Origin of the sequence: Chitinophaga arvensicola, from assembly GCF_900110835.1 — a bacterium.
Lineage (GTDB): Bacteria > Bacteroidota > Bacteroidia > Chitinophagales > Chitinophagaceae > Chitinophaga > Chitinophaga arvensicola.
In genome coordinates this window covers 181129-203598 of the sequence record NZ_FOJG01000002.1, presented here as the reverse complement: position 1 = coordinate 203598, position 22470 = coordinate 181129, and the positions used below count along the sequence as shown (strand labels likewise).

The 22470-nt window shown below is 40.7% G+C and carries 18 protein-coding genes and 1 tRNA gene; 10 read left to right on the top strand and 9 right to left on the bottom strand.

Translation table 11 applies throughout. The annotated features are described in order from the left end of the window. Positions 1-3 precede the first annotated feature (3 nt). A complete protein-coding gene (locus BMW79_RS18095; RefSeq protein ID WP_089897072.1) occupies positions 4-2382 on the top strand; it encodes an ABC transporter permease in 2379 nt (792 codons plus the stop codon). A gap of 41 nt (positions 2383-2423) precedes the next feature. Here the strand turns inward: BMW79_RS18095 and BMW79_RS18090 are convergent, their stop codons facing one another. After that, positions 2424-2828, bottom strand: coding sequence for a CPBP family intramembrane glutamic endopeptidase (locus BMW79_RS18090; protein ID WP_177192239.1), 405 nt, complete (start codon positions 2826-2828; stop codon positions 2424-2426). Positions 2829-3144: 316 nt separating this feature from the next. Between BMW79_RS18090 and BMW79_RS18085 the strand changes: the two genes are divergently transcribed. Next, positions 3145-4035 (top strand): helix-turn-helix domain-containing protein, encoded by an 891-nt coding sequence (locus tag BMW79_RS18085; protein ID WP_089897070.1) that lies wholly within the window; start codon positions 3145-3147, stop codon positions 4033-4035. A gap of 52 nt (positions 4036-4087) precedes the next feature. On the opposite strand, the gene BMW79_RS18080 is transcribed toward BMW79_RS18085, so the two are convergent. Continuing rightward, a complete protein-coding gene (locus tag BMW79_RS18080; protein ID WP_089897069.1) occupies positions 4088-4474 on the bottom strand; it encodes a hypothetical protein in 387 nt (128 codons plus the stop codon). Positions 4475-4477: 3 nt separating this feature from the next. Beyond that, positions 4478-4831 (bottom strand): hypothetical protein, encoded by a 354-nt coding sequence (locus tag BMW79_RS18075; RefSeq protein ID WP_089897068.1) that lies wholly within the window; start codon positions 4829-4831, stop codon positions 4478-4480. Positions 4832-5065: 234 nt separating this feature from the next. Here BMW79_RS18075 and BMW79_RS18070 point away from each other — a divergent pair, with 234 nt between their 5' ends. From BMW79_RS18070 to BMW79_RS18060, 3 genes are all read left to right on the top strand, one after another. Continuing rightward, positions 5066-6544, top strand: a complete 1479-nt coding sequence (locus BMW79_RS18070; RefSeq protein ID WP_089897067.1) for a hypothetical protein — start codon at positions 5066-5068, stop codon at positions 6542-6544. A gap of 214 nt (positions 6545-6758) precedes the next feature. Continuing rightward, positions 6759-8303 carry a hypothetical protein gene (locus BMW79_RS18065; protein WP_143059209.1) on the top strand — a complete coding sequence of 515 codons (1545 nt, stop codon included), beginning with the start codon at positions 6759-6761 and terminating at the stop codon, positions 8301-8303. Continuing rightward, positions 8303-9391: a hypothetical protein gene (locus BMW79_RS18060; RefSeq protein ID WP_143059208.1), complete on the top strand. Its 1089-nt coding sequence runs from the start codon at positions 8303-8305 to the stop codon at positions 9389-9391. The genes BMW79_RS18065 and BMW79_RS18060 overlap by 1 nt, the downstream gene beginning before the upstream one ends. Before the next feature lie 187 nt (positions 9392-9578). Here the strand turns inward: BMW79_RS18060 and BMW79_RS18055 are convergent, their stop codons facing one another. Beyond that, positions 9579-10532: a helix-turn-helix domain-containing protein gene (locus tag BMW79_RS18055; protein WP_089897064.1), complete on the bottom strand. Its 954-nt coding sequence runs from the start codon at positions 10530-10532 to the stop codon at positions 9579-9581. An 89-nt stretch (positions 10533-10621) separates the two neighbouring features. Between BMW79_RS18055 and BMW79_RS18050 the strand changes: the two genes are divergently transcribed. After that, complete coding sequence (locus tag BMW79_RS18050) at positions 10622-11722, top strand: FAD-dependent monooxygenase (RefSeq protein WP_089897063.1); 1101 nt, start codon at positions 10622-10624, stop codon at positions 11720-11722. Positions 11723-11895: 173 nt separating this feature from the next. On the opposite strand, the gene BMW79_RS18045 is transcribed toward BMW79_RS18050, so the two are convergent. Continuing rightward, entirely contained in the window at positions 11896-12945 is a 1050-nt protein-coding gene (locus BMW79_RS18045; protein ID WP_218150376.1) for a PDDEXK nuclease domain-containing protein, read from the bottom strand. 1074 nt (positions 12946-14019) lie between these two features. Here BMW79_RS18045 and BMW79_RS18040 point away from each other — a divergent pair. The 3 genes from BMW79_RS18040 to BMW79_RS18030 all read left to right on the top strand — a co-directional run bounded on the left by BMW79_RS18040 (position 14020) and on the right by BMW79_RS18030 (position 18730). Beyond that, on the top strand, positions 14020-15048 hold the full coding sequence (locus BMW79_RS18040) for a hypothetical protein (protein ID WP_143059207.1): 1029 nt from the start codon (positions 14020-14022) through the stop codon (positions 15046-15048). A gap of 246 nt (positions 15049-15294) precedes the next feature. Next, complete coding sequence (locus tag BMW79_RS18035) at positions 15295-16422, top strand: hypothetical protein (RefSeq protein WP_089897061.1); 1128 nt, start codon at positions 15295-15297, stop codon at positions 16420-16422. Between the two features lie 391 nt (positions 16423-16813). Continuing rightward, entirely contained in the window at positions 16814-18730 is a 1917-nt protein-coding gene (locus BMW79_RS18030; RefSeq protein ID WP_177192238.1) for an ATP-binding protein, read from the top strand. Positions 18731-18985: 255 nt separating this feature from the next. On the opposite strand, the gene BMW79_RS18025 is transcribed toward BMW79_RS18030, so the two are convergent. The 4 genes from BMW79_RS18025 to BMW79_RS18010 form a co-directional block, all read right to left on the bottom strand. Next, a complete protein-coding gene (locus BMW79_RS18025; RefSeq protein ID WP_089897059.1) occupies positions 18986-19240 on the bottom strand; it encodes a hypothetical protein in 255 nt (84 codons plus the stop codon). Between the two features lie 5 nt (positions 19241-19245). Next, positions 19246-19572 carry a sensor histidine kinase gene (locus tag BMW79_RS34405; RefSeq protein WP_177192237.1) on the bottom strand — a complete coding sequence of 109 codons (327 nt, stop codon included), beginning with the start codon at positions 19570-19572 and terminating at the stop codon, positions 19246-19248. Positions 19573-19908: 336 nt separating this feature from the next. Next, positions 19909-20586, bottom strand: a complete 678-nt coding sequence (locus BMW79_RS18015; RefSeq protein ID WP_089897057.1) for a phage integrase SAM-like domain-containing protein — start codon at positions 20584-20586, stop codon at positions 19909-19911. A 308-nt stretch (positions 20587-20894) separates the two neighbouring features. Then, positions 20895-20978 (bottom strand) — tRNA-Leu (locus tag BMW79_RS18010). A 159-nt stretch (positions 20979-21137) separates the two neighbouring features. Between BMW79_RS18010 and BMW79_RS18005 the strand changes: the two genes are divergently transcribed. Beyond that, the gene (locus BMW79_RS18005; protein ID WP_089897056.1) at positions 21138-22418 is read left to right on the top strand and encodes a hemolysin family protein; all 1281 of its coding nucleotides are present in this window, start codon (positions 21138-21140) and stop codon (positions 22416-22418) included. Positions 22419-22470: the final 52 nt, after the last annotated feature.

Below are 22470 nucleotides of genomic sequence, written 5' to 3'. Positions count from 1 at the left end.
ATTATGATCAGAACCTTCTTCAAAGTCGTTTACCGGAATCTTCTGCGTAACAAAGGTTTCTCAGCTATTAATATTACCGGTCTTGCTGTTGGCATGGCCGCCGCTATACTTATTTTTCTGTGGATCAGGGACGAAAAAAGCTATGATGGATTTCATGCGAACAAAGACAGGATATACGAAACCTGGAACCGGGTACCCATGGATGGCAATATCTCCAGCTGGAATACCGTGTCTGCCCTAACAGGACCTGCCCTGGAAAAAGATATACCCGGGATAGAACGTACCGTAAGGGTCAACTCCAATAGCAATGCGCTTTTAACGGTGGGCGACCGGAAAATCATGAAGTCGGGACTTGCCGTAGATACCGGCTTTTTGCAGGTATTCAGTTTTCCCTTGCTGAAAGGCGATCCGCTCACCGCGCTGAATGACCCGCACTCAGTAGTACTGACAGCGAAAACAGCAAAAAGTCTGTTTGGGGAAGAAGAAGCTATCGGCAAAATCGTTAAAATAGAGAATAATGAAAACTTCACGGTAACCGGTATCGCTAAAGACCTACCCGATAATACCAGGTTCCAGTTTGACTACCTGCTGCCATGGTCCTCCATAAAAATGCGCGAGGGCACTGATTTTGGGTGGAACGACAATAGCACGCCTACTTATGTGCTGTTGAAGCCTAATGTAAACTGGGCGACTGTTGATGCTAAAGTAAAAACATTGAAACAGCATTACAGCGGCGAAGCAAAGGATATGAAATGGGAATTGTTTATCTATCCCCTTAGCCGCTGGCGGCTCTATTCCAGCTTCACCAATGGCATGGAAGATAATGGAGGACGCAGCACCTTCGTGAAAATATTTGGTATCATTGCAGGGCTGATATTATTGATCGCCTGCATCAACTTCATGAACCTGAGTACCGCCCGGAGTGAAAAAAGAGCAAAAGAAGTGGGCATCAGAAAAGTAGTGGGTGCACCTAAAAGATCGCTGATCAGCCAGTTTATAGGTGAATCTGTTTTTATCGCTTTCCTGGCCGGCATAGTGGCAATTCTTATTGTACAGTTAAGCCTCCCGGCGTATAACCAGCTGACCGATAAAAAACTATTCATCGACTTCGGCAACATCTATACCTGGCTCACCTTCTTTGGCTTCATCCTGTTTACCGGCATCCTGGCAGGCAGTTATCCGGCCTTCTTTCTGTCGTCTTTCCAGCCGGTAAAAGTATTGAAAGGTACTTTTAAAAGGAGCAATGCGTTAATAACACCGAGAAAAGCACTGGTGGTACTGCAATTCACCTGTGCTACTGTGCTGATCATCTGCACTATTATTGTCAAACAACAAATAGACTATGCCCAAAACCGGGAAACAGGTTATAACAAAAATAATCTCGTTTACCATTTCATGACGGGGGATATTCCTAAAAATTACGCGCTGATAAAAAATGAACTGATTGAATCAGGTATTGCCACATCTGTTACCCGGACCAACTCTCCCCTTACCGAAAGGTGGAGCAATGGCTGGGGACAGGATTGGCAAGGAAAAGATCCGAATGACAAAACACCTTTCGACCGGTATTTAGCGGACGAGGGGCTGGGTACCACAGCAGGACTTCAATTTACGCAGGGGCGTGATTTCGATCTGAAAAAGTTCCCGACCGATTCTACAGGACTAATCATCAATGAGTCGGCGCTGAAAGTAATGAAGTTCAAAGATCCGATTGGTAAAGTAGTCAGCGACCTTGGGATCGACTGGCATATCGTAGGGGTAATTAAAGACTTTATTCTTACCAGCCCTTATGAGCCCACCAATCCCATACTGATATGCGGTGCGAAAAGTCAGTTCATGACTTTCAACGTGGTGCAAATGAAGCTTAATCAGCACACCACCACTACCAGTAGTCTGAAAAAAGTAGAAACTATTTTCAGGAAGTACAACCCGGAGTATCCGTTTGAATACAAATTCGTAGATGAAGCATATGCGCAGAAGTTCGACAATGAACAGCGACAGGGCATCCTGGCCGCTTTATTTGCCGGACTCACTATTTTTATTTCCTGCCTGGGCTTATTTGGTCTTGCTACATACATGGCCGAAAACAGGGTCAAAGAAATTGGTGTCCGGAAGGTACTGGGCGCATCGGTGGCCAGCATTACTACTTTACTCTCGAAAGATTTTGTAAAACTGGTACTTATCTCCTTTATAATCGCTGCACCATTGTCCTACTGGAGCATGTATAAGTGGCTGCAGGATTACCAGTACCGTGTAAATATTCACTGGTGGGTATTTGCGCTGGCTTGTTTCTTAGCCGTAGCTATCGCGGTACTAACGGTGAGCTACCAGGCTATCAAAGCTGCGCTGATGAACCCGGTAACCAGTCTGAGGAAAGAGTAAAGCGCAGCGCTTTACTCTTTCCTGGCAATACGGTTCAATAACTATGCGTCTGCCAGGAAATAGTTCCATGCCAGCACCAGCGTATTATACAGCAAATGTATGAGCATGGTGGTAAGAAATGCAGGCCGGTGCTGTTGTTTGGACCGGGCATAGGAATAAGCCAGCACAATGCCAGGTACATACATAGCCAGCACATAGCCGTTGGAATAAGTATGAGCAAAAGCAAAGAATAATGCAGATACGATAATATAGCAATGCATGAACCACTGCTGCAGACGCTCTTTAAAAAGGTCAATGATTAAATAAGGTATCATCTGGGAGATCAAGGTCTCCAGCGGCGGAGCCAGCAATATCGCAACAGCGATGCTTTCCGCCATATTTTTGTGTTCAGACTGGTAGCCTCCAGGATCCCGCCCCAGGCTGTTAAGGAGAAATCCTACTCCCATTACATACAAGAAACTTATCAGAACAGATATTAATATTAAGCGAAAATCCAGTTTGCCTCGTGGCATCGGGTTAGCATCCATTATATATTGGTATAGGTTTAAACGACGAATGTACATAATACACTCCTTTTTCACAGCTCATACCGGGAATTTATCTTTATCGGTTACCCCCCTGTTTTTTCGTCATTTCCGGCAGCAACCACCGCTGGTGGTGGAATAACAACCGATAGTAGCGGATTTACAACCAAAAGTTGCCGCCTTTTTTTGGCCCCGAAGATGGATTCAATCACCTTTGTAGTGTCAAAAAAAAGCGTCCATGTCAGCAATCCAGGTGATCGGTAGTAAAATTGCCGAAGCAAGAAAGAAAATAAACATGTCACAGGCCCAGCTTGCCCGGCGCCTCTTTATCAGTGCCCAGGCGGTTGGGAAATGGGAACGCGGGGAGTCTATGCCGGATATTATTACCTTCAACCGTCTTGCTGAAATGCTGGGGGTTGACCTTAACTATTTTTCAGAAAGTGTCCCAGCCGGGGCGGCTGAGGCGCCCGCAACAGCACCGTTAACAAAGGAGCCAGCCGCCGAACCCTCACAGCAGTTTAACTGGGATATGTCGGGTGAGCAATGGATCGACGCCGACTTTTCGGGGATAAAAAACCTGCATGAGCAACTTAACTCCGCTCACCTGCTGCGTTGCAAGTTCATTGATTCTGATTTGTCCGGCCTGCTCCTAAAGGGCAATCATGTTGAAAACTGTAATTTCTCCGGTGCTGATATGAGCAATAGCCGCATTCAGCGATCTTACCTGGATAAAAATATATGTAAGAATAGCTTGTTAAAGGGAGCTGAATTCTTTGAAAGCTTCATGAAAAAATGCGATTTCTCCGATGCCAATTTTACCGGCGCAGTGTTAAAATCAGGATCTTTTCTGCATAACAATACAGTAAATGCAGTGTGGAAGCAAACCTCTTTTATCAAAATGCAGATCGAAAATATTGTTTTCAATGGTATCCTGGAAGATTGCTGCTTTGACAATTGCGCGTTCGACATGGTAACGTTTGAACGTGCTATCCTCACTAACACACTGTTTAAAAACAAAAGCCTGAAATGGGTCCGTTTTATTGATTGCCAGGCAGATCGCATCACTTATGAATTCCTGAAAAAAAATGGGAAAGCAGATCTAAGCGGTATCACCCTGATAACATCCTGAAGGTAGCCATGAATGGTGCAGGGAATTTTACTGATCCTCTGCACCCAGAGCATTACTTTGCCTTTTCAAAAATATACTGCTCAATAACAGCATAGTAGGAAAAGTAGGTTCCCTTTTTCACGTTCTCCACAACCTTCGGGTAATTCAGAATCAGGTATCCTTTTTCATCGATTCCTATCTGTGATACGCCAGCACTGGCTTTGGAAAACTTATACATCATCATAAACCTCCGGTTCTCTATTTTATACTTAGCCGACATCATCTTTTTAAAATCGTTCCTGCCTGTTTCCTTAGCATAGAGCTTAAAATTATTATCAGTAATAACGGCAAAAGCTTCGTCTTTGCTTTTATCTTCCAGGAGCACATCTTCCAGCCGGTAATATGTCTTTTCCGGAATCCATACGGAATCGTTATACCTGATGGAACGGAAGTTAATCATCCGCTAGGTTCCGATAAATTTCGTAGGATCATCTACCGTTGTTGTCGTATCCAATTGAGCATGCGGAATAATGGAATTAGGTGTCATGGTAGTAATAACGCCGTTCTGGGTATAGCTCATAGAAGCCTGTGTCTTTCTGATAGCGGGCGTAAGAAAGTGATAGTAAATATCGAAATCATTGTCCCAATGAGGATACTCCAGTCGTGGTCTTGAAATCTTATAATCCAATGGGAAGCGGATGCTGGTGTCTTTCGCTGCTTTTGACAGCAGTTCAAAGTCATTGTCCTGAGCCAACAGGTCTGCTGAGGCTACAACCAGCAAAAGTGACAGCAAGGTTTTAATAAAATAAGGAGCCATTAGTACAGGGTATTTTAGTAACGTCCGAAAATACATCATAAATGGTTATCCTGCTACGATACCCCGTGTTCTTAAAGTAGTTATTGTTATTGCCGGAGATATACCATGACCGTTAGATAAGTTGACTAAAAAACGGTATGGGCTACGAACTTGCACCTGACAGAAAATATACCCTGATTTTTTTCCGGGAGTTTAAAAAATTATTATATTAATCTGCAAACTCCCCTTTTACTTATGAAGCCCCTCATCGCTCTATGGCTGGGCATTTTCAGCCTTTATTTATTGTCCTGCCAAAACGCAGGCAGTCAAAAACACGTCGTAACAGATTCCACTCCATCACCACGTATCAGCTTCTGCCGGCTGCTTGATTCATTGCCTATGGTCGACCGGGCAGCCAGCAGCCACCTCACTGGATTGCGGGATGTAACCGGCAACGAAATGCTGCTAAGTTTTCCGCAGTGGGCGGGCCATATGGCGGTGGCTGGCGTTTATGTACGGAACCCGGGATTTACCGTGGTTTATATTTATGCGTCCGAAGGTGACGGTGCTGAATACCTGGCGGCTTATGACACCACTGGTCAGCTGTTATCTGCTCAAGTCATGGGAGAAAACAGATCCGCTTCTACAAACAGTACAAAGACATTTGTTAGCAGCACCACTGTTTTCCGGAACGACTCTATCATTGAAGTCAGGACTACAAAAGATAGTACAGACCTTAACGACCACCCGATTATAGCAACGAGCGGGAAATTAAGATTGTTGAAAATAGGCCGTGATGGTCAGATTGCTTATCTGCCTACAGAAACCAGGTCATTCGCTGAATACCTGGCCAGCTTTCCCAAAAGGAAGTTCCCCATTGAAATAAAGGCTGCACCTGTCACCAGTGGTTTGCCACCCCTTTCCGGGCAAACACCCTTTATGGATTACCGGGACTATATCACGGCTTACACCCTCCGTTTTTATCAATTTGCCAGTTTGAAAGCGGACCATAACTTTTACATGGCTATCTATGCGAACGACGAAATGAGAGAAGCCAGGCGGCTATTCCATGCAGGAAGCTTACTGATTGTCTATTCCAGAGAAGGAAGGGAAACGGACCGCACTACCTTGTATGGAGGAGCTTCGCAGGCCATGTACGAAAATGAGGTAACGTCTGCCAGCATTCAGGCCAACGGTACTGTGCGTATTAAGGATAAGGAGTCTTCCCTTATTTTCGAACAGCATACGGAAAATGAACACTACACCGATATTTACAGGGATTATACATTACGCGTAAATAAGAAAGGGAAGCTGGAAGGAGAAATAAACAATTTCAAAGTGAATTGCGATTTTCTTTATCCCGGCCGGTTCAGGAAACAGCTGCTATTTATGAAAAGAAGCGGCGATATAGGAAATACAGGCGCAGAACAGATCTGCTGGTTACCCTTTAAAAGCCGCGTTGGGCTACTGTTTCATTTTTTTGTCGACTTTCAAAATACTTTCGGCGAGTTATTACTGGTAGATAAAAATTTGGTAGTTACTGACAGGTTGCTTTTACATAATGGCTTGAAAACGGAAAGCCTGAAATCTATGTTCTGGAAGAAGGTACCGAAGGATGTATTCTTAGCGGAAAATATGAATCCCCTGATTACACTAAATAAGCCTATGGCCATAGCGGTAAACGGGCAATCATTGCTTGTTACACCACAAGGCAAATTTGTAGCTCCTGAATAACAGCGCGATATTCATCGTACCAGATTTTTTCATTAATTAAAACAAAACATACATTAACCATAATACCAATATATCATATATGGGTATTTGCTGGTGAACCACAAAATTGAAAAGCACTTTGCAGGCATATTAATAATTCCTATATTAGTACAGATAAATTTGTCGAAGTAGCAGATAGCCCCTATTGTTATTCCTCATCCCAATACTTATATACATGAAAAAGCTCTTTTCATTACTATTCCTGTTACCAATGGCGGATATGTATGCCCAGTCACCGGATACTATCCTTATCGATTATCAGCATTTGCCCAAATCCAGGATACGGCACCGTGTGAGTCATGGCAACCTGGTTGTATTAGAAATAACCAACATTAACAAAAGCCGTTACACGATCCAGGTAAATAACACCAGCACCAATTTCTTCACGCAGCAACCTGACATCCTCAAAAAACTGGATGGATCAACCGTTGCGCTCAACACCACAGATGATCCAAAGCCGCCGGCAGGGTCCAGCTTTTCCTTTAATGACGGTGTTCTGAAATTGAAAGCACAGTCGCAAGATGAGCTTACTCCTTTTAAAGCAAGCTATAAAAAGGTAAATGAAAAGCTCGATAGTTACTGGGAAAGCCTGGAGAAATTCAAAAAAGCAGTCAATGTATTGCAACAGAGTTTGCTCTATAAAAATAAGCTGGTCGTCATAAAAGATGCGTGCGATGGCACCTACCCAACCGCAAAAACATCCTTATTAACCGCAACTACAACCTTTGTCAACAATAATAAAATCGACCAGGAAGTTCCTGATTCTTCGAAAGAACTGCTGCTGGCACAGGTAATTAATATTCTGGATCACTATACGGAGGCTGCAACTACAGAGAAACCAGTTGTTGAGCAACTGGAAAAAGACATTGAAGAAGCAGCAAAATCCTTTAAGGAAGATGCAGATAAGCTGATGGCCAAGCTGGGGACCTTGAAAAAAAGTGCTAAGGCAGATGACTTTGGAAATGACTATGCTATTCTGGAAAAGGCCATCCGGGTTACCAATGAAAGAATTGAAGCCATGCAATCCAATAAAGCGGTTGTTACAAAAGCTAACGGCATCATTGATAATTACCTGCTGCTTGATCAGAAGAATTTAATAGTGAATAGTTACAAGACGATCAACCCGGTGAACTATGTCATCACGCAGGCTGCTATTGCAGATAAAGACGAACTGAAATTTGACATCAAAATAGATCCTAAAGAAAATACGATCTGCACTGATCCTGGTCTACAAATTCCAGTTATTGTAAGAACCTATGGCGGGTTTAAACTCGACTTCAGTACAGGCTTCTTTATGAACTTCGGAAGTAACAATTTTTTTGATCAGTCTTACAGACTTGATAGTATCAGCGGTGACCCCGACAACGCGAAAATTGCCAGAAATGATAACCGCAACAGGGTCATTCCTTCCATCGGAGCACTGATGCACGCTTATTACAGAACGGGCTGGGATTTTCAACCTGCACTGGCCATCGGTGTCAGTTTATCGGTTGGCTCTTCTACAAAATTCAATTATCATTTAGGTGTTTCTGCCGCACTGGGCCGCGAGCAGCGGATTATTGCCAGCTTTGGCTGGACACTCACGCAGGCAACACTCCTTTCTTCCAAATACCAGGAGGGGCAAGTGGTATCAAAAGCGACGATGGGCACAACGGTAGAAACGGAATCCTTTTATAAATGGGGAAATTTCCTGGCTATCACTTATAATCTCTCCAGATAATGTCAACGCATATAAAATGCCTGGTCCTGTGCTTCGCCATCATGCTGCTGCAATGGCCGCACAAAGCATATAGCCAGGTAGTTACCGCTGCGCAACCATCCAGCGATACGATACCGGAAGATAAATACTTCATCTTCTCCTGTAGCTTTGTCAGTACACAGCTGGAAGATGACTGTATTCCGGATATGCAACCGTCTTTAAGTGCGGATGGTTTTACCCCGGCCAGGGTAATCATCAAGATTCAGCAACTATTGGGCAAGGAAAGTGAAAACCGTATTGCCGCAAACTTTATGCTGTATGAATGCCAATTCCCCGGACCTGTATTTAAAGCGGTAATGACACGGGGCGACAGCACCCGGTATATTTTATATAATCGTAGCTACCTGGACAAACTGGTAGCTAAAAATACCGATTGGGTGGCCTTCGCGATCTTCGCCCATGAAGTAGGACATCATTTCCTCGGGCACTCCATGCGGTCGCAATCCTTAACCTACGCCATTTCCAGGCAAAGAGAACTGGAAGCAGATTTCTTCTCCGGGTATATTATTAAAAAACTGAAAGGCACACTGCAAAATGCGGAGTCCGGGATTATGGCAGTCAACAACCACCCTACTCCGGAACTGGAAGCGGGGTGCACCCACCCCACCAAGGCCAAAAGACTGATAGCAATAGAGAAAGGCTATAACTTCGTAAATCAGCCGGCCGCTTCACTGAACAGCTTTTTTAATATTGATAGCCTGGTCAGAAGCGAAGGTATAGAACAGTTACTCAACCGGACCAACCAGTTGTATCAGCTGCAGAAGTTCCAACAGGCTCTGGATCAGATTGACAATTTATTTGACAGAGTCAGCAGCAATCAACTCCCGATGTTGTATAACAACAGAGGACTGATTAAGCTCAAACTCAATCAGCAGATTTCTGCGTTGGAAGACTTTAATAAAGCGATTATGATTAATAAAAACCGGGCAGAATTCTTTGAGAACAGGGGACAGCTAAAAACCAAACTGGCTAACGAGATCAACCTGGAAGAAGCACAGAAAGATCTGAAAAAGGCTAAACAGCTGAAACAACAGGAACGGGTGCAATAATAAGATATTACACAGCATACGCTTGCCAACGGCCTGCATCAAATTTAAATGGACAAACCGGGATGCTCCAGGTTTGTCCATTTAACTAAACTCGGTTAATGCCGCCCGGCATAAAGCCCAATTAAAATAAAGCAATTAATTTTTTTTGATTGGAAAATCTGTTACAGCCTCACAGGTCTACGTTTTTCTACGCCAGTTCCTTACTATATTTTTTGGGCTTCTTTCCAATATGTTTTTCAAATACCCTGGAAAAGTGACTGAGATTCTCAAATCCCATTTGATACCCAACTTCCGATACAGACAACTTCTCATCCCGTAAAAGACGGGCAGCTTCTTTCATGCGTAAATGCTGGTAATAATCGTAAATACCCATTCCGAAAACCTGTGTAAAAAGTCGACGCATTTTTAATTCGTTCATTCCTGCAACCTGCTTTAACGTTGCGATAGCGCTTGGCTTGTCCAGCGATGAAATAATTTTGTCCCTAACGCTGTATATAGCTTCTATATCCTTACTGCTTAGTTTTTGATGAACAGATTTCTCCCGTTTGTTCAAACTTTGAAACAAATAGAAAAGTAGTTCCATTGTTTTTAGTTTGTAGTAGTAGCTATTGAGTGCCTCTGGTTCTTCCTTTTTGGCAATATCATTTATGGTGCGAAGTATATCATCCGTCATCATTTCTTCAATCAAAAAATTGCTGCCATTGTCGAACAAAAACGGGAAATGCTCAACATCATCTTTCAAAAAACTTTTCAGATAATCTGCACTGATAAATACAGACACCACTTTTACATGGGAGTTTCTCCTGAAAACACTGGTATATGGAAGTTCAGAGGGAAATACGCGGACGTACGGCGGTTTTTCCTGTGTTTTTAACTTTCTTTTGCCTTTTGCGGGTGCATCATCATCAAAGGCATTGTGAAAGAAAAAGCGGATGCTGTTTTGAATATGTTTGGGAGGTGTCGTATGTCGTGAAAACGTTTTCTTTACTTTATAGGAAGCAATAAATAAGGCAAAATCGGGTAGGAAATCAAAGTTTTTTTGAAATTGCACATCTATGTTTTGCGCCATACGTTCCCCGATATCGTAACCGATTTTATTTGCAAACTGAAGAAAGTCTTGCCCATCCCTTTCTGTTATCATAATTTTTACGACTATTTTTATTAGTTATTCAATTATTTTATTCTTAAAAATAGCAACATTTTTGTATTGTAAAACAAAAAATAATTGATATGACAAAGCGGGTTTTAATATCAGGAGCAAGTATTGCCGGCTTAACATTAGCCTATTGGTTGAATAAATACGGCTACGAGGTCACCGTTGTTGAAATTTCAAATGGGTTGAGAAGAGGCGGATCGCCCATAGACGTAAGAGGGGTAGCCTTAAACGTTGCAAAAGAAATGGGCATACTGGAAAAAATAAAGGCGAAAGAGTTTATTCACACGGATGAAATTGTAAACGCCAAAAATGAAACAATCGTTACGTTTTCGTTAAATGCGCAACCTGAATATCTCGGTGATATTGAAATTCACCGTGATGATCTCCTGGATATACTTTATCAAAACATTCCAACGAATGAAGTGGATATTATGTTTGACAACAAGATTGAAACATTAGTGCAGTACGAAGAAAACGTGGAGGTAACATTTAAAAATGGAGGTAGCAGCACTTTCGATTTTGTTTTTGGTGCAGATGGAACACATTCTGCCGTAAGAAAGCTGGTATTTGGAGAGGAAGAAAAGTACTCAAAATTTTATGGCGAATATTTTGCATTTGCGGAAGTGCCAAATATTAAAACCAAACCCAACACAGGGTTGATATACAACGAGCCACGTAAGTTTGCGGCGCTCTATCCGTTTAAAAATGCCGTGAATGCGCTTGTTGTTTTCAGATCGCCTAAACTGAATTGGGATCACAGGAATCACGAACAGCACAAGCAAATCTTGAAAGAAACTTTTCAAAACAGCTCCTGGAAAATACCTGAAATTTTAGACGCCATGTTGCACACCGACAATTTATACTTCGATGAAGTTTGTCAGATTCACATGCCTTCGTGGACAAAAGGGCGGGTGGCATTGGTTGGCGATGCAGCACATGCAGCGAGCTTCCATACAGGAATGGGTACAAGTCTGGCCATGCAGGGCGCCAATATTTTAGCAAAAGAATTGTATTCAAATGATCATTACGAAACTGCATTCGCTAAATATAATGACACTTACAGACCGTTTGTGGAAAGTGTGCAGGCAAAAATTTACCGTGGAATAAATTATCTGGTTCCTGAAACGGAGGAAGCTATCCAGGAGGCATACAAACGGTTTATGGTTAAAAAATAAAGGAGAAGGAAACCGGGAAAGCGTGACAATCGACACGTCATAGAATGAAAAGAGGCTTGCAAGTCAATTACTTACAAGCCTCTTTTGTGCACCGAAGTGGACTTTTCCCGAACCAAAGATTACTACTTCCAGATAGCATGCAAGTACGAAGTTCAGCTATTGGTCTGCGTGATTTATTGTTTTTTCATCAGCCTCAAAAGGATATCTTTCAAGTACCTTCCTACGTTCAATCCTTGCCTTAGCTTCAATGAAGATATTATGTATCTTTTTCTCCAGCGCTTTTTTGGGAGGTAGTTCTGTCCAGTATTCGCTACTATTATTCCATCCTTGTGCATTTCCAATAACTCTACCTGCTCTCTTCTACTTTCAGCACATAAGATTAAACCTATGGGAGGGTATTCTCCTTCTTGCTTTTCGTATCTATCCAGCCACTTTAAATACAACTCCATTTGCCCTTTATGTTGGGCTTCAAATTTTCCCAGTTTCAACTCAACAGCTATCAGGCGTTTTAAATTTCGGTGATAAAACAAAAGATCTAAATGAAAATCTTCGCCATCAATGATCATCCTCTTCTGACGCTCTATAAAGGCAAACCCTTTTCCCAGCTCTAATATGAAAGCCTCTAGTTCCCGAAGTATGGCCTCTTCCAGATCCTTTTCCAGATAGGTGTTTCGTAATCCAAGGAAGTCCAGAAAATGAGGGTCTTTGAAATTGTCACTAATAGCCGGATGATTACTTGTGTTTTGTATATTCGCAATGCCCGTCCGCTCAAATGTTTTGGTTGCAATTTGTTTCCTTAATTCCCTTATGCCCAATCCCTGATCAGTGGCTATCTTTGCGTAGTATAGCCTTGCCTCCTGGTTCTTAAGCGACAATAATTCCACGAAATGAGACCAACTCAGTTGCTGTGATAGCGGTAAGATAGCCTCCAGGTCTGTGAATTGCTCAGCAAATTGTATCATTCTCCTTAAATTCCTTATCTCAAAGTTTTTCCCATACTGACTCTTTAATTGTGTCGACAGTGTCGACACAATCCGTTTTGCATACTCCGCTCGCTTATTTCTAAGGATTTCATGGTTAATACGTTTGCCAATTTGCCAGAAAAGTATTGTAAGCGTACTGTTAGCATGTGAAAACACTTGTCGTTGACTTTGCTCTATAAGCTGCGAAAGCTCATTAAATAAAGATTGTTCAATTGAAGTCGTGTTTTCCCTTTTTACCATTATGCTTATTCTTTATCGGCAAACCAATATTGGGGATGCCAGATTCTCACGTTAGATGAATAACCTGAAAATTAGATAACGAAAGAATGATAAGCGTTAATTGGAAGTTAATGTGGTTAGAGTATAATAATTGAATGGCAAAGGAATGATTCGATTTTCCGCGAAAAACTCGTTTTTGACGGAAGCCATTATCGAACCGCTAGATTGAACGAAGCCGTCAAGCTGATATACAGTCTGGACGCGGATCTCCCCGAAAATAAAAATGGACAAACCAAGAGTAATCTCGATTTGTCCACTTTCGTGCCCAGAACTGGATTCTTATCTAGTTAAGGGTGAAAGAGTTGTAAGGTATTTGTGTCAATGAAGTGTCGAATTACAGTTAAAAAAACACTTCTAAATATATAAAAAATTAACCGAGTAGTCTAAAAATAAGCCCCCTATAATCCTTCACCAATTTCAGATATTATAGCCAAGGCATCCTTATAATTGATGTTGAAAAATTCTCTTTTGGGATTTACCATGCAATAATCGAGTCTTTTATGAATTAGTCTTTTCTATTAAGTAGCAATCCTTTACATGCCATTCAGAGGGTACCAAAAATTTGCTTACCGAGGCTGTTGTACCTGATAATTCCATTGCCCGAGTATTGCTATCACGGGTTGTTAATCCAATTTTGAATATATCAGTAACATGCAATTCATTTCGCACTAAATATTTAAATCCAGAGTTTTTGTCGTAAGCTGGTGGACTTGGTAAGTTGCTGTTAAAATTGATTGTTAGTGGTTGTTGCTGTTGTTCATAGCAAGATATCGTCTTCTCAACCCAAAGTCGAGCATGAATGAAATGTAAATAATATTGATAATCAATTAATTATGTATATCTATCATCAATCGAAGGTCAAAATGCCAACAGGATAACAGTTGATCACACTTTTTACTCTTTTTTCTCTCACGACACATCTATAATCATTAAACTTATTCGGCAAATTAAATGCCCCCTTTATTCAATATTTTTTATTTTATTTGAAATGAAACAAGATATGCATTTATGTTTCCTCCATTTTATAATTAATATATGACCAATTCTAATAAAAAAACGCCATTGAGGGATATACAAGAGACCTCTATCCAACTAATCTGGTTTTCGCTAACTCGAGAATATTTTCTGCTTGGTCATACATTTAATGAAGAAGATCTTCCTTTAAGAATTCCATTTAAAGGTGAAGGCTGGATTGAAATAAGCCAAGAATTTATTGGATATGCTTTTGTTTTACGGCTAAGAACAACAATTCAAACGAAAGTGGGTGAAAGAAGATACAATCAATTTAAAGAAATGCAATTAGAAGAGGGGACTGAAGCCATAATGAGCATTTCAGAACTGGCCAGATATCCTAAAATCAAAGCAGAGGTGAGTGTTGTACTACCGAGGCTAGAAGATATAACAGAAAAGTTATTTAAGCTGCTTCGATGGAGGTTTAAGCTTGCGGTTTATTTGAATAAAAGTACCAATGGCGAATTTAAATGGTCTTTTGATCAACACAAATGGCAACAGATTAATTCTTTTAAAGAATCTGGAGTTGTCTGTTCACCATTCTACTTTATTCAAAACCCAAAAGAAGAAATTGAAAAGTTAATAACCACACATTCTATTGAGGAAGAAACAGAACCAATAGGTCATACTATTTTAAGAGAAGCGCAAACAATCATAAGTTCAAGTCCTGAAAGTGGGTTGGTGATGGGTTTTGTTGCTTTGGAAGTTGCTGTTAAAAGATTCATTACATTGAGGGATCCAGAATATATATTTCCGGATCCTTCGCCCAATATTCATAAACTATTGACAGAAATAATACCAGCGCTTGATACCAAATTTGAATTGTCTAATAAAGATCAGAATACAGTGAAGGATATAATGCTTCACAGAAACGATATGGTACATAAGGGCAAGATGCCAGACTCAGTTGGCCCCCACAAAATCACGAAATATCTGGCCTTTATTGAAATGATAATTTTAATGCTTGATGTTCATATGGGGTTTGATTGGGCTCAGGAATACCTCAATTTTTGCGGCAATAACCTAAGATCAATGGAGTCAGTTAAAGAATAATCTTGGATAATTCTAATTTCATATGGATAATTTCCGTTATTGTGCACCCTACATTTGAAGAAAGGATAGGTGAATTGTTAGCAAAATTTACCCATCTATTTTTTCTGGACGGTCAATACTTTTGACTTTAGCACCATAGTGACCCGCGATCATTTATGACATTCTGGAAAGACTAGATGCTGATTAATTTCCAGACAAATTCAACCAATAGAAATTTTCAAGTCTTCTTAAAATATTAATTGATTTATGAGTGGTGATATAAATGATAATAATCCAAAGGTTCATATTCCTGTTGTTGTTGGTAATTATTTCCCTTTCAGACTAGTACTGAGGGAAAATGACACATGGCATCCGACTCTTGATGAAATAAATTATAAAAACTACGATTATGTCAAACTCACTAGGCTGTCAACATTTATTGATGTAGGCATTTCGCCTCTATCATTGGGTATATCCTTTAGTGGTAGTTTAATTTTACCTGCAATTCCTGAATATAGAGATAGAGAACTGGCTTTAAATAAATTCAATGAAACTCTAGGTTTTTTTTTACTTGGAGGTGTTTATTGTGAGGCAATTCAACCTACAGACATCTCCAGCGGTAAATTATTTCAGGACGGATATTTAAAGCTTGGAAATGGAGGAAGCGGATACTATGCTGAGCTAAATAGAGCATTTCAAACAAAACATGTTGGCCATCATGATGTCATTAAGTTATTAAATCCATTAACTATACAGGCGTCAGAACTAGAAAAAGCCTATCAATTAGGTAAAGGGTATTTTGCGAAAATTGGCAGCCTATCCCCTGCCTTGCTACTAAACGGCACCTCCAACTATGTGAGAAACCAATGGGGTGAAAGTTTAATTTTCTTATGGACCTCCATTGAACAAGTGATAAATATTATCTGGGTTAAAGAAATTGCGAAAGAAAATAGCGAAGAAAATGTAATCGAAGGTAGAAGAACTTTTTTAAAAGACTTTCGAACTTGGACAACTTCTACCAAAATAGAACTCCTATTCCAAAAAGATTTTATTACAATTTTGGATTACCAATTACTAAATAAGGCGAGGAAACTGAGGAATGATTTTGTTCACAACGGAAGAAAGTTATCCCAAGAACAGGTCAAAAATGCTCTAATAGCTTTATTTCGATTAATTTCTCTGACTATTTCTTCATACGAGGACGCTACACTTCTCGATGAGACATTAGAAACAATATATAAGAACGAAAGAGAAGAATTGTTCCCCAAAGACAACATTATTAATGGAGTTACACATTGGCTTTCTATCCCCCCAATACCTGGTGACCCTAGCTGGGGAGATAAAAGTTATGAAATAATTGAAGAGCTGGTTCTGAAGCCTTTGATAAGGGATTGATAGTTTCTCTAATTACATAAGTATAATAAAGCTGATGGCGGTATATAGCACGTATGATTGAATACTTACAAATTTCAACCCGCAGATCATTATTGGTTTGTAGCTAACAAATTCTTATCTAGATAACGCAATAGTACCCTTTTTATCTTTAGCAACACGTTTAAAAATCTCCTTTTGTTTATTTCTAATAACTATAGGAATCAGATTTTTTCTTGAAAAGTTAAGCTGCTAGACTGACGCGAGTAGAATTGAGGTAACAATAATATTATATCAGCTCTCCTAATGAATGGCTATTAATGATCATCTATTAAAAGGATCTGTGACGGCAATACTATACAAATTTGTATATTGTGAAAGTAATTATTTCTTAGACCCCATTCTTTTAAGTATTATGAGTCAAAAACACCACGCAACCTTTGCAGATCGATTTTTAGAATCTTTTGTTGGCTCAGCGATATTCTGTGAACCCAAAGTAGCTATAATAGAACTGATTGCTAATGCTTGGGATGCAGGATCGACTGAAGTTAATATAACATGGCCGGAATCAGATGGAGATCGATTTGAAATTTCTGATAATGGACATGGGATGACTGAGGGAGAATTTGAAAGTAGATTTATGGTACTGGCATATGATCGCATTAAAGATATTGGAGGAATGGCGCTAATCCCTCCCTCACATAGAGATAAAATTGCCTCAAGGCCAGCTTTTGGTAAAAATGGAAAAGGGAGAATGGCAAGTTTCGCCTTTGGTAACGTATTTACAGTATCTACTTCAAAAAATAATCTACAAAATACTTATGACATTTCAATAGATGGCAATAATAGATTGACATATCAAAAAATTGAAACAAAGGATTCTACTATATCCCACGGTACCACAATTTTCATTAAGCATTCCATAAGGCCCCAAATTTCAATTGACGATATTAAAAAGGAGATTGGAATGAGATTTTTGGTAGATCCTAACTTCAAAGTGAAACTAAATAATACTGAAATAACATTTGAAGATGTCCCTAAGGACCATATAGAAGAAATTAGAGTTATAGTTAAAGATGTCGGTGAATTTCCAATCAAGATAATAGACATTCAGGCAACAGATAAGACAACGCAGTTGCATGGTATAGCCTGGCAAGTAAAGAATCGTTTGGTTGGCGAATGTACATGGAAAGGAAGTGGAAGTGAACATCTTGTGGATGGGCGAAAATCAATAGCAAAAAGATACATATTTATAGTGAATGCTGATTGCTTGGAAAATTCAGTTTTAGCTGACTGGACTTCATTTCGAATCTACGACGAAGCTTACAAAAAAGCAAGTATGGAGATTTATAAAGAGATAAAAAATCATGTATTAAATTTAAGCAAAAGCCAGAGGGATGAAACATTTAAAGATATTGAGAATAATATTAAGCCCACGTTAAGGAAAATGGGGATTGTAGGAAGAGAAAAATGGGAGAAATTTGTAAAAGAAGTTCAGGAAGAATGCCCATCAATTGGAAGTGATGAGCTAGAAAAAATTGCCGCTTTATTAGCTAAACTTGAAACTTCTGAATCTAAATATGGACTTATTCATGCTTTGGCAGCAGCATCCGTTGAAGATTTAAATGATTTGAATAAAATTTTAGAGAAGTGGGATATTGATTTAGCAAAGGTTGTCCTTGATGAAATTGAATGGAGGACTAAGCTTTTGGAGAAATTGCAGGAGAAGGTATTAAATGAAACTACTGATGAAGTCCAAGAATTACAGCCGCTGTTCCATAGAGGGCTATGGATTTTTGGCCCTGAATATGAGACAATCGAATATACATCCAATAAAGGGATGACACAAGTTATTCAAAAAATATTTGGTGCAGATATTAAGGGAAGTACTATTCGACCCGACTTTGTTGTTCTTCCTAACAGCACTGTAGGTTTATATTCATTACCTAAATATGATAATGAAGATTTTGGCGAGATTGGAGTAGACAGACTAGTAGTTGTTGAATTGAAGCGCCCGGGAGTATCTATCGGCAGAGATGAGAAAGGGCAATCATGGAAATATGTGAAGGAGTTATTTTCTCATGGATTACTAAAGGACTATTCTAAGGTGGTCTGCTTTGTACTAGGTAGTAATTTAGATCCTTTAGAAGCAGGGAGAACGAATGAAATGGATGGCCGTGTGACCATCATACCTATGGAGTATGACATGGTAATCCGGAGGGCCCAAAGCAGATTGTTTAATCTATCATCCAAAATCAAACAAGCCCCTTTCCTAAAAGAATCGAGGATGAAAGTTTATCTTAACGATAAAGCTCAGCTTTCAATGTTTTAAAAACCAACCTCTATCCACAATTAGGTAAACTTTTTTTATCAGATTGTTACACAAATCAAATTTTAAAGGCTGCTATCCTAGCATCCAGCAAGTTGTATCATTGTTACACAATGAACTTGAAAGCAGCCTCCGCAGTCGGCCGCTTTAGGTGAAAAAGCCACTCGGAACTCGCACCTTTCTGTTAGGGGCAAACGAAATATTTAGCCCTGAAATTGGATCATTTCTAATCCAATTTCAGGGCAATCAAATTCAAAATCAGTACATTAAAATCTTATCAAGGTCACGGTTAATAGTAGCCTTTATTTCTTTAGCCATTCGTTTAATCATCTCCTTTTCTGCATTGCTTATACCCGGATGCGGGGTTGATCCACTCTTCAAATCCTTAAACGGTTTGGACTTTCGGTAATAGGTGGAAAGACTCCAATCACACTCTTCACATACACGATTCCTTAATAAAATTGGCGTTGAGGTTAACAATTCCTGAAGGTCATTCAATAAATTCTTGTGCATAATGGTCACTGGTTTTTCATGGTTACGGGAAGCGATACGTTAAACTTTGTTATACCATTTCTACTAAAGACGGAGATCATTCCATCCAGCAATTCCGTGTATTTTTTACAGAGATACAGCCCAAGACCGACACTTGCTTTACCTTTTTCTAGTGTCTGATATGGCTCAAAAATTAATTTGCGCTTCTCTCTGGGAATAGTCATTCCGTAGCTGGTAACATAGAACTTTAGAGCGCCATCAGTGATAAGCGCATAAAAATAAATAGTGGTTCCAGTACCACAATATTTAAAAGCGTTGTGCAAGATGTTGCAGATTATTTGTTGAGTTTTCACTGCGTCTATCTCCGCTTTTGTTCCTGGGGTGATATGAATTCTGGCTGATAAATCTATCCCGGTAATGCCCCATCAAATAAGCAATTGTAGGGTCATCTACCAATTTATCTTTCAACAGTATGGCAAAACTCAACCGCGCGCAAGACCATGTTATATATTTGCCTATGTCAGTTGCGCTAATCCATTTTTCCAGTACCTTATTAGCCCCATCTGCTGTGGGTAAGCGAAACAGTAAGCCCGTACCTGACCGCTTTCTTTTTTCCACTATCATGCGGGCAATAGGATGCAATGTGAGCGTAACAGGCAAGCCGGTTTTGGCCTGAATGATACGTGTGGTTAGTTTAACCCCGTTGATTTGGCTACCCAACGCAGACCAGTATAACAGCAAAAAATAAAGGCATCCTTTACCTCTTCGTTGGTGCATGGAGTATTTAGGAGTTCCAGATATTCCGGAACTTCCAGATGTTCTTTCAGCCGGGTACTGGGATTTGATTTAGCAGTTACCTTTTCTGTGGGGTTTATCCTGAAATAGCCATCAGCAGTGGCCGCAGTCAGCACCCATTTAAATCGGGTGTAATAATCGGCGGGCGTCTCTCCGGTATATTTATCTAACAAGAACCTACGAAATGCTTTGCAGGTATTTTCTGTTATATTACCTGGTGAAATAATGGAAGAGCCAAGAAACAACCGGAACTGTTTCAGACTACTTTCCAGATGACGGTTGCCATCCCGCTTATTATTGTTTACATACTCTTCGTAATAGTCGAGAAAGTTCTCTTTGAACTTATGCGCTGGTATAAACGCTGTGCCGATAGACTGCTGCTCAATGATGGCCTGACTCTTTTTTAACTCCAATAAAGCCAATGCCTGCTTGTTATGCTGCTTCTGTATTGCGTCTTTCGGCTTTGTATATACGAAAATGCCAGTCGCCGGACGTTGTCCTTTCTCACGGCCCAAGTCGTAATAGTAGTATGTTTTATCGCCTTTAGTATTCTTACGTTTCAGATAATTCATGCTCCAATGATTTTGAAAGTGAAACCATTGGCACTAATAGTATGCCGTGTCAGTAAGGATTTGAGGCAATTTTTAAAATCGAGCCAAAGCGAAAAAAAGCGGAGGAAAAGAATTTTTTGAAGGCTTGCGTGTCGTGTTGACATACTGCCAAAATGCCGGTGGGTAATAGCTTTGGAGAAATGAAGCGTGTGTCATGTGGTGTGTCAATTTGTGTCGTGATTGGTGAATAAAAGCGAAAAAAACCGGACAAAAACGACATTGACACAAACAAAAAAGGTTGTAAGTCAAATACTTACAACCTTTTCTAGTGCCCAGAACTGGATTCGAACCAGCACACCCTTGCAGGCGCTGCGACCTGAACACAGTGCGTCTACCAATTTCGCCATCTGGGCAACTGATATTGTGTCAGGGCTGCAAATATAAGCAGCGTTTCCATTTTTCCAAAATTTCAGTGAGATATTTTTTCAGTTAACCCCCACCACCACCCTGAAAACCAGCGCAATAAACAATAGTCCCACCCCGTTGTTAAGTAGTTCACAACCGCTGTCCATATGGCTTCTATCATTATCATACTCGTCCTTATTGCGCTCAACTTTTACTTCTCCATTGCGGAGATTGGTTTAATTTCGATCGACAAAACATTGCTGCAACAACAGGCTGACAGCGGAAACAAGAAGGCTGTGAGTGTATTGAATCTCATCAAGGATCCGGATGAATTTCTCAGTGCAGTACAGGTAGGTATTACGTTGGTAGGCATACTGGAAGGGCTATACGGAGGCGACCTCATGGCCGCCTGGCTGGAGCCGGTATTTGTTTCCTGGGGACTTCATACTAGCATGGCACACCTCGCAGCATTGATCATGGGCGTAGGCAGCATTACGTATCTGACCATTGTTATCGGGGAACTGATCCCTAAAACCCTGGCCCTGCTTGATCCTATGAAGGTATCTTACCTCATCACACCTTCGATGATCATTTTTTCAAAGATCACCTACCCTTTCATCAAGTTATTAACCGCCAGCACCAAATTCATACTGGGCCTGTTTTCTGTGAATACCATCCGCGAAGAAAAACTAACGGAGAATGATATACGGGGGATGCTGACCGCCGCATACAAACAGGGGCTCATCGATAAAGGCGAGTTGATCCTGCATAAGAACCTCTTCTCTTCTTATGATCTTACTGCAGAAAACATCATGACGCCGGCGAGCATGATCACTTATGTCCGCGAAGAAATGAGCCGGGAAGAGATAACGGAAACGATTAAACGTAGTATACATCGCACCTTCCCGGTGACGGGCAGTACACGGGAAGTGATGGGTGCGCTGGGTGTCAGGGAGTTCTTTCTTTACCCGGAGAAACGGGTGCCGGAGCTGCTGAATGCCGTTTCTTTTTTGTCGGTGAACCAGGAAGTATATGATATTTTCCAGCAACTGCGACGCGAAGGCACTAACATGGGCGTAGTGATCAATGAGTATGGCGAATGTGAAGGCATCATCTCCTATCACGATATTGTATCCGGTTTACTGGGTGGAAGTTTGCCAGGATTCAATGCCACCGAGCGATACCTGGTGCAGCAACCGGATAAAAGCTGGCTTACCTACGGCTATACCCGCCTGAGTTATATCCGCGAAACACTGAATTTTGAATGGCTCCGGGAATATGAAAAAGAAGACATCACCATTGCCGGTCTACTCATCGATAAGCTCCGGCATATTCCCGTACCCGGAGAAAAAGTAATGCTGAACCAGGTTTCCTTTGAGATAAAAAAGATGGATCATCACCGTATCGATGAAGTCATTATCCGGACGCAAACGCTTGCGCAATCGTGAAAGTGCTATAGATTATCTACCGGAACCTTTCTATCTTGATGCAAACAATTTG